The organism is Streptosporangium sp. NPDC006013, assembly GCF_040614275.1.
Taxonomy (GTDB): domain Bacteria; phylum Actinomycetota; class Actinomycetes; order Streptosporangiales; family Streptosporangiaceae; genus Streptosporangium.
Genome location: NZ_JBEXUE010000476.1, coordinates 1 through 7,597 on the forward strand (window position 1 = coordinate 1; position 7,597 = coordinate 7,597).

Annotated in this window: 6 protein-coding genes and 1 pseudogene; 1 reads left to right on the forward strand and 6 read right to left on the reverse strand. The window is 68.3% G+C overall.

The window, feature by feature from the left end:
* The coding region (locus tag ABZ260_RS42135) for a WYL domain-containing protein (RefSeq protein ID WP_355629000.1) at positions 1–511 on the forward strand (511 nt) is incomplete at its 5' end.
* A gap of 186 nt (positions 512–697) precedes the next feature.
* Here ABZ260_RS42135 and ABZ260_RS42140 read toward each other — a convergent pair.
* From ABZ260_RS42140 to ABZ260_RS42165, 6 genes and pseudogenes are all read right to left on the reverse strand, one after another.
* Positions 698–1,372 (reverse strand): group II intron maturase-specific domain-containing protein, encoded by a 675-nt coding sequence (locus ABZ260_RS42140; RefSeq protein WP_355629003.1) that lies wholly within the window; start codon positions 1,370–1,372, stop codon positions 698–700.
* Positions 1,285–1,908: a hypothetical protein gene (locus tag ABZ260_RS42145; protein WP_355629006.1), complete on the reverse strand. Its 624-nt coding sequence runs from the start codon at positions 1,906–1,908 to the stop codon at positions 1,285–1,287. Before ABZ260_RS42145 ends, ABZ260_RS42140 begins: the two co-directional genes overlap by 88 nt.
* A gap of 861 nt (positions 1,909–2,769) precedes the next feature.
* Positions 2,770–4,467, reverse strand: a complete 1,698-nt coding sequence (locus ABZ260_RS42150; RefSeq protein WP_355629009.1) for a hypothetical protein — start codon at positions 4,465–4,467, stop codon at positions 2,770–2,772.
* Positions 4,468–4,926: 459 nt separating this feature from the next.
* Positions 4,927–5,924, reverse strand: a pseudogene (locus ABZ260_RS42155) (IS5 family transposase).
* Positions 5,925–6,079: 155 nt separating this feature from the next.
* Entirely contained in the window at positions 6,080–6,457 is a 378-nt protein-coding gene (locus tag ABZ260_RS42160) for a GntR family transcriptional regulator (protein WP_350929939.1), read from the reverse strand.
* Complete coding sequence (locus ABZ260_RS42165; RefSeq protein ID WP_355629013.1) at positions 6,454–7,266, reverse strand: hypothetical protein; 813 nt, start codon at positions 7,264–7,266, stop codon at positions 6,454–6,456. Before ABZ260_RS42165 ends, ABZ260_RS42160 begins: the two co-directional genes overlap by 4 nt.
* Positions 7,267–7,597 lie beyond the last annotated feature (331 nt).

Here is a 7,597-nt window from a genome sequence, read left to right on the forward strand (position 1 = left end):
CCGCGACGACGAACGACTCACCTTCACCTACGCCACCCCATCCGGCGAGCCGGCCACCCGGCAGGTCGAGCCGCACCGGCTGGTCTCACTCGGGCGCCGCTGGTACCTGCTCGCCTGGGACCTCGACCGCGCCGACTGGCGCGTCTTCCGCCTCGACCGGCTCACCGGCCCGGCCGCCACCGGAGCGCGCTTCCGCCCACGCGACCTGCCCGCCGCCGACGCCGCCGCCTTCATCGCCGACCGGCTCGGCTCCCGACCCACCCGACACGACATCACCATCCTCATCCACACACCGGCCAGCGCCGTCGAACCGGTCGTCGCCGTCACCGGCGGCCGGTGCGAGCCCGTCGACGACCACTCCTGCCATCTGCGGCTGCAAGTGGACGCCTTCGACTGGCCAGTGCTCATCCTTGCCGCGGTCGGCGCGGAATTCGACGTCATCCATCCCCCTGAGTTCCGCCAGCACCTTCGCGACGTGGGCAAGCTCTTCCTACGTGCCGGCACCGCTTAGCCGGATCACGTACCTCAGATACCTCCGGTGAGAGCCTGACCTGGACCAGGGCCTTCCCGTGTACCTGGGTTGGGTCGGACCGGGGCGCGGTACTGACCTTGCGATCAGTCCGTTTCCCCGGCCCGCCCGCCGCACCCGGCGTGCGTGTCTCCACGCACCGGGCGCTCCACGTGCCTTGCCCGCAGGTCAGCTGTTGGTGATGGCTGCCGGGCTCGGTGCCCGGGGAGGCGGGATCTTGCTGCCGCGATAGCGGTAGCGGATCACAGAGACGCTGGCCGCACCCGTGAACGTGACTCCCCCGTGGGCGAGTTTCCAGGTTCCCGGTTGGCAGAACCAGCGGCGTAGCTGTTGCCAGCCAATCCGGGAGTACTTATGGAAGATCCATTTCGTGACGCAATGCCACACGTGGTTGCCGACCGCGTTGAAGATCTTCTTTGATACTCCGTGTCTGAAGTAGTTCGCCCATCCCCGCAGCATCCTGTTGAGGCTGGCGAGTATCTCCGCCAAGCTCATGTGCTGGATTGACCTGCTCGTCTTCGTCTTCACCTTGTCCTTGATCGCCTGAATGGCCTTCCTGGACGGCTTGGTGTAGACGTAGTGCTTGTTCGTTCCTCGTTTCCGCTGCCTGCGGATGTTGAATCCGAGGAAGTCAAAGCCCTCGTCGATGTGGACCACACGGGTCTTCTCCGGCGACAGACGCAACCCCATCGGGGCCAGGACGTCTGCTACCTCCTGGCGCAGTGCCTCGGCGTGGTGTCGTTCCCCGAACACCATCACGACGAAGTCGTCCGCGTAGCGGACGAGCCGCCAGTTACCCAGGCCCTTCTTCCTGCGCCTGGCCCGTCGCTTATCGGTTCCCATCTCCTCGCGCCATTGCCGGTCGAAGTGCTCATCCAGCGCCGACAGAGCGCTCGCCGATTCGGGCGGAACCCATACGAGCACGGCAGGAAATCCGCCTCGAAGATGGGTTCCAGCACGGCTTTGAGGCTGGCCTGGACCACCCGGTCGGCGACCGTGGGGATCCCGAGCTTGCGGAGCTTCCCGCCGGCCTTGGGGATCATCATCTGCCGCGCTTCGACCGGTTCGAACTCGCCCGACTTCAGCGAGTCCCGGATCCGGCCCAGGAACGCCTCGACCCCGATCCAAGTCTCGATCCGGGCCACCGTGGCCCGGTCGATCCCCGGAGTCCTCGCCCCGACGTTGGATGCGACGCGTTCCCACGCATGCACCAGAAACGCCGGGTCGTAGACGAGGTTGAACAGGTCACCGAACCGGCGGGAGGAATCCTCTCCCGCCCAACGGTGCACCTTGATCTGCATCCTCCGTACCGCACTCCAGGCCGAATCGGAATCCGGCCACCGCACGGCACCGGTATTCACCGGTGCGTCTTCGGACATTGCACTCTTCTCCTTGACTGGCACGCTGCCGCCCTTCCCCACGTGCCGGGCTCTCCCCGACTCCGAGTACTACGACGGCTCCGCCCCATCCGCGCCTTCGGCCGACGTCGCGCCTATCCACCCACATGACCTCCGGCTGAGGACGGGCGTGGAACGCACGCGGATGGTTCCCCCGTTCACTGCTGTCCGCTCAACGGGCTAGGCACCCGGCTCTGCCCCTGCGGCCTCGCCACGGCTACGCCGTAGTCCTTCACCGCGGCCTCCCAGCCCAGGCTGCCAATACCCGACCAGGAGTTCCCCGCCCGTGATGAGGGGCGGATGCGCGCCGCCGACCAGCCCATATCCACCGGGTTGGAGCCGGCAACGAATCAAGAGGCGTACAGACACCGGTTCCTCGCGTATACCTTCCCGTCTCGTTCACCAGGCCCGGCCCATCCGGTCGTGCTGGACCGTCCCGACTTCGTCGAGGCTGCTCCCACCTTCCCCGACGACTCCCGGCTCAGGCTGCCTCCTACTTCCACCCCGCCGCTACGACGGCGAAGCGATGGCGGTCTCTCACCTCCATAACGGACAAACAGCGCCTCGTGGCGCACTGACAGCTTCGTTACCGACAGGCCTTGCCCACCGGCCGGGGAACGGCCGACGTCGGCCGCGAGCAGTGAAAATTGAGCCGGGCCTGTATCTCATCCCGCCGTGATCGCCTGCTTCCCGGCCTCCCACTCGGGTCCGCGTCACCCGGGGCAAAGTAACTCTGGGTGACGACGGAGACGAGGGTGCTCTGCTGACCGTGGCCCCAGCTTCTAGGTGATCACCCTGTCAGTGGCTGCTGAGAGGGCGTCAAGGTGGCCGCTTCTGGTCGCGTTATTGGCGGGAGAGTGCGCGAGTGAGGCCTGCCAGGATGGTCGTTGCGAGGATCCACCCTGCAGTGATCATCGCCGCGGCGAGCCACTGTTGTGCGCCGCGCGGGCCGAAGGCGCTCTCCTGTCCGAAGCTGATGATCGGAAGGAGCAGGTCCAGGGTGTAGAGGAAGGCGTTGAAGGGGGGAGCCTCGCCTGGCTTGAAGGCCGGTGGCTGGTGGGCGGTGAAAACGACCGTGCCGATAAGGAGAAGGGCTGCGAGCCAGAGCGCAGCGCGGAAGGGTCGGTAGCCGTACCCGACGGTCCAGTCCTGCACATATCCCCACAGTCGCGCCCCGAGCCGCCGCCCCGACCGGCGGCGACGCTGTTTGGCCAGCAGCACGTCCCGAGCAGCCTCATCGTGGCCCTGCCGGCGGTAGACGGCGGCCAACTGCTCATAGGGTTGAGGTTGGTAGGCCTCCCTGGCCAGCCAGTCAAGTCGCTCCTGGACAGGCAGGGGAGCCTCCAGGCTGTCATAGGTGAAGCCGTTCATCAGGACGTGAGCAGGCCACCGGCTGGGAGCATCATCGAGCACGCCGACCCGACTGTGGCGAAGGTCGACGGCCCGCAGCAGTTCCGTCTGGGGCCCGATCTTCAGCGAAGCCGCTTCTACACCACGAAGGTGAAGGTCACCGTCGATGGTGGTCTCCGCAAGGCACAGTGTGGCGGCGATCCGGGAGTTCCTGATCGAGACGTCTCCCGTGGCCGCGAAGCCTTCGCAGCAGTCGATGCCCCCGCCCGCGATCACCTCCCACAGGGACAGAACCCGCCCGCCGGGATTACTGAGGGCGGCACCGTGAAACTCCAAGCTGCCCTCGATTCGGGCGTTGATGAGCACGATCTCCCCGTCGGCACGGAAGCCTTCGCTGCAGCTGAGCCTGCCGGTGACCCCCAGCCGACGCAGGGAAAGCGCCGTCGCCCCCGGGTTGGACAACGTCCCGCCGTCGAGGTTGACCGATCCGCGGACCTGGGTGGAGTCCAGAAAGACCTCTCCGTTCGCCACAAAACCTGGTGTGAGCCGCAGTCCGCTGCCGATCTCCATCAGCGGCGCGTTCAGCGCGCGTCTTCCCGGATTGGCGAGGCTCGCCTGCGCGAAACGGAGCGAACCAGCCACGCGGGCTCCGCGCAGAAGGACTTCACCTTCGGTCGAGAAGCCGTCATCGATGCGCAGCCCGCCCTCGACACTGAGTCTCTCCGCGTTCAGGGCGATGCCGTCCGGGTTGGACAGCTGGGCTCCGCTGAAGACGCACCGGCGCCCTATCCGGGCGTCCTGCACGCTCAGCTCCCCCCAGGAGCGGAAACCGCGGGCACACGACAACCCGCCGTCGATGACGACCCCCTCGGCGGTGAGGCTGAAGCCGCCTGACCGCCCGACCCGTGCGCCATCGAGGGTCATCGTCCCGCCGATCCTGGCGCCAACAACGCGTAACTCACCGTCGATGACGGCGTTCGCGCACAGAAGATCGCGGTCGACAATCAGGCCGTCGGCATGGACGGCCTGAAGTGCGTGGATCGCTGCGCCGCTGAGATTCAGTGTCCCGGACACGTGGGCCCCGGCGAGCTGGATCGGGCCGGCCATCTCGCAGCCTTCCAGGCGCAATGCCCCGCCGATCACAGCGTCTACGGCCTGCAGTCCGGGTGCCCGGGAGGCCGCGAGGTCCACCAGGCCGGTGCGGGCTCCGGTGAAGACCGGCGTTTCCTCGAACTCGCACTTGGTCAAGATCAGAGGGTGTTGTACCTCGGCGTACGACAGGTCCAATCGGCCCACGATCCGGGCGCCGGACAGGTGCATGCCGGGCGTCTGCCCTGCAAGGCGTTCCCGGGCGCCGAGCAACATCCTGGCGATGATCGCAGCCCGAACGGGGGTGCCGGGAAGATCCACAGGACGCGCTGTGGGAAACGCCTCCCAGAGGGCGAGTTCCGGCTCGGACAGATCCTCGATGATCACAGGGCACTCCTGGAAGAGTCGTACGCGTCGTTAAGGAGAGCCTCCAAGGTCACCACCTGTCTTAGCAACCTTCATGCCCGGCCCATCCCTTGGATCGCAAAGTTCGCGATTCACAGAAATGACCAGTTCTGCGAGGCCGGAGCCCATGTGCCTAGGGCGTGTGCGGAGTTCGGATCATGTGAGGGCCGGCAGGCTGCGAAGCCAGACGACGGATCCGCGTAGATGGAGTCCGGCGGTGTAGCTCTCGGGCGTCTTGTCATAGCGGGTGGCCAGCCCTCGCCACTCCTTGAACTTGTTGATAGCGCGCTCGACGGTGTTGCGATCCTTGTAGAGCGTGGCGTCGTGGCTGACCGGGCGGCCGCCCGAGCGGCCCCTCTTCTTGCGGTTGGCGGCCTGGTCGGACTTCTCCGGGATCACCGCCTTGATGTTGCGTCCGCGCAGGTAGGCGCGGTTGGCGCGGGAGGAGTACGCCTTGTCTGCGGCGACCGCGTCCGGCCGGGTCCGGGGACGGCCGGCGGGTCCGCGCACCTTGATCTTGGTCAGAACCGGGATGAAGCGCGGGCTGTCCGCGGCCTGCCCGGGCGTGAGGATGATGGACAGGGGGGCGACAGCGACGGTCGGTCGCGAGGTGGACCTTACTGGTCAACCCGCCCCGGGAACGGCCGAGTCCGGCTGCCTTCAGCCGCGCCTGGCGGCGTCGGCGCAGAATCCGGCGCTGTTCCCGATCGGGGTCCTCTCCCCCCTCGGGCACCTCGCCTACGGGGTCGTTTCGCCCCTTTTTGGAGCCCCTTTTCCTCCGCCACGGCCTTCTCCAGCTCCTCCAGGAGCTCCGCGTCGACCACCATCCCGGCCGCGTGGTGATGGGCGCGGGCAACGGTGGAGTCCACACTGACCAGGCCGAGATCGACGTCGCCGCGGACCGAGGCCTCGGCGATCATCGCCTCCATGAGTGCCTGAAAGACCCCGCCGCGCGCCCACAGACGGAACCGGTCGTAGACCGTCGACCAGGAGCCGTAGCTCTCGGGCACGTCCCGCCAGGGGCTACCGGTCCGGAACCTCCACACCACCGCGTTGAAATAATTCCGCAGGTCAGGGATCGGCCCGGACGCCCCCAGCGGCAGGTGCGGCTCGATCAACTCCCACTCGGCATCTGTCAGGTCACCACGCGTCACGCCACCGGTCTACCGCAGTCGACACCCTCCCGGGGCGGGAATGACCGATCCAGTGATCCAAACTCCGCACACGCCCTAGCAGGCCAGCGCGGCGGACTCGCCGCCATCCGCCGTTCCGACCCCGGACTCCCGTGATCCCCGCGGCCGGGTCGCGGTCACGACGAGGCCGGTGCCGCCGCACCGGCCGCCAGAGCCGCCTGCACGATGCGGAGCGCTTCGGCCGCGTCGAGGCCGACGCTGGCGATCACGGCGGCGTAGTCGGCGGCGGCCCGGCGGGCCCGTTCCCGGCCTTCCTCGCCGGCGGCCGACACGAACGAGCCCGCCCGCCCGCGCGTCTCGATCAGCCCCGCCTCCTCCAGCTCCCGGTAGGCCCGGCCGACCGTGTTGACGGCCAGGCCGAGGTCGGCCGCCAGGTGGCGGATGGTCGGCAGCCGGGCGCCCACGGCCAGCGTGCGGTCCTGAATCTGCCGGGCGAGCTGGGCCCGCAGCTGCTCGAACGGCGGCACCGGCGAGGCCGCATCGATGACGATCATTGGACGCTCATGGCCCGCTGGGCCACCGTCGCGCACGACGGCGTCCTGGCATGGAGCGCGACGCACGCGGCCAGGCTCAGGACCAGGTAGGCGACCGCGGCGGCATTCCACCAGCCGGGCGCGGTGCCGAACAGCACCACCGGCAGCGACCATTGCACGTTCGGCGTGGTGAGCTCGCGGGCGTCTTCGACGCGCATGATGACGTCGGCGGTCAGCGACTCCTCGTCCTCCGCCACGACCGGGAAGCTGAGCAGGTGGCGCAGCTGCATGGCGGTGATGGCCGTCGCGCCGAGCAGGCCGATCAGCACGACGACGGCCAGCTGCCGCACGGTGGGGTCGGGAACGGCCAGGGCGCTTGCGGCCAGCACGATCGCGCCGGCGAACGCGGCGACGGCGAAAATGGCGTACGGCCGGCCGAGCACGGCCCGCCAGCCGGGCTGGATCGGATGGGCGGCCCGGCGCGACAGCGTCGCGCCCGCCCGCTGGTCGACGCGTCGCACCCACCGGTCGAGCAGGGACTGTGCCAGCAGTAGTCCGGCCACCGCCGCGGCCAGGGCCAGCAGCGGCAGCGGGCGATGCGGCTGGAGGCCGCCGAAAGCGAAAGTGGCGGCGAGGGCGCTCACGAGGATCAGCGCGGCCAGGATGACGTAAGTGGCCAGGCGGGCGCGGCTGCGGACCGCCAGCCGGCTGGCCAGCAGCGGGGTCGGGCGGGCGCCGGCCAGGTCGTGCCGGGCCAGCCACTCGCCCGCCATGCGCAGATCGGTCGTGCGCGTCGGCGGGTCGGTGTCCGGTAGCGGTTCGCGGGTCATAGCGCCTCTTTTGTCGCAAGCTTTGTAGCAATAGGATGCGTCATTCCTTGCGACAAAGTCAACGCCCGGGACTCTCGTCATCCCGATGATGCAAGCCCCGGCCCAGCGGTGGCCGTCGCCCAGGCGTGCGCGAACACTCACAGAGCGTGAAGGCGATTACTCTCAGCCACTAATCACTCTTAACGAGTCCGTCACTCCGGCAGACTCGGGCCTGACAGCCGCCAGTGGGTGAGCACTCATAGCTACTGGACCTTGAGTCCTGCGCAAAGATCGTGCCCCCGCTGGTCGGCCGGGAGAGTTGATCGCTGCTGGGATGTCGTACCCATCCGCC

Excerpts from the sequence above, each read along its gene's own strand:
- ABZ260_RS42140 (WP_355629003.1), bottom strand. The coding sequence starts at position 1,372 with ATGGGAACCGATAAGCGACGGGCCAGGCGCAGGAAGAAGGGCCTGGGT.
- ABZ260_RS42145 (WP_355629006.1), bottom strand. The coding sequence starts at position 1,908 with ATGTCCGAAGACGCACCGGTGAATACCGGTGCCGTGCGGTGGCCGGAT.
- ABZ260_RS42160 (WP_350929939.1), bottom strand. The coding sequence starts at position 6,457 with ATGATCGTCATCGATGCGGCCTCGCCGGTGCCGCCGTTCGAGCAGCTG.
- ABZ260_RS42165 (WP_355629013.1), bottom strand. The coding sequence starts at position 7,266 with ATGACCCGCGAACCGCTACCGGACACCGACCCGCCGACGCGCACGACC.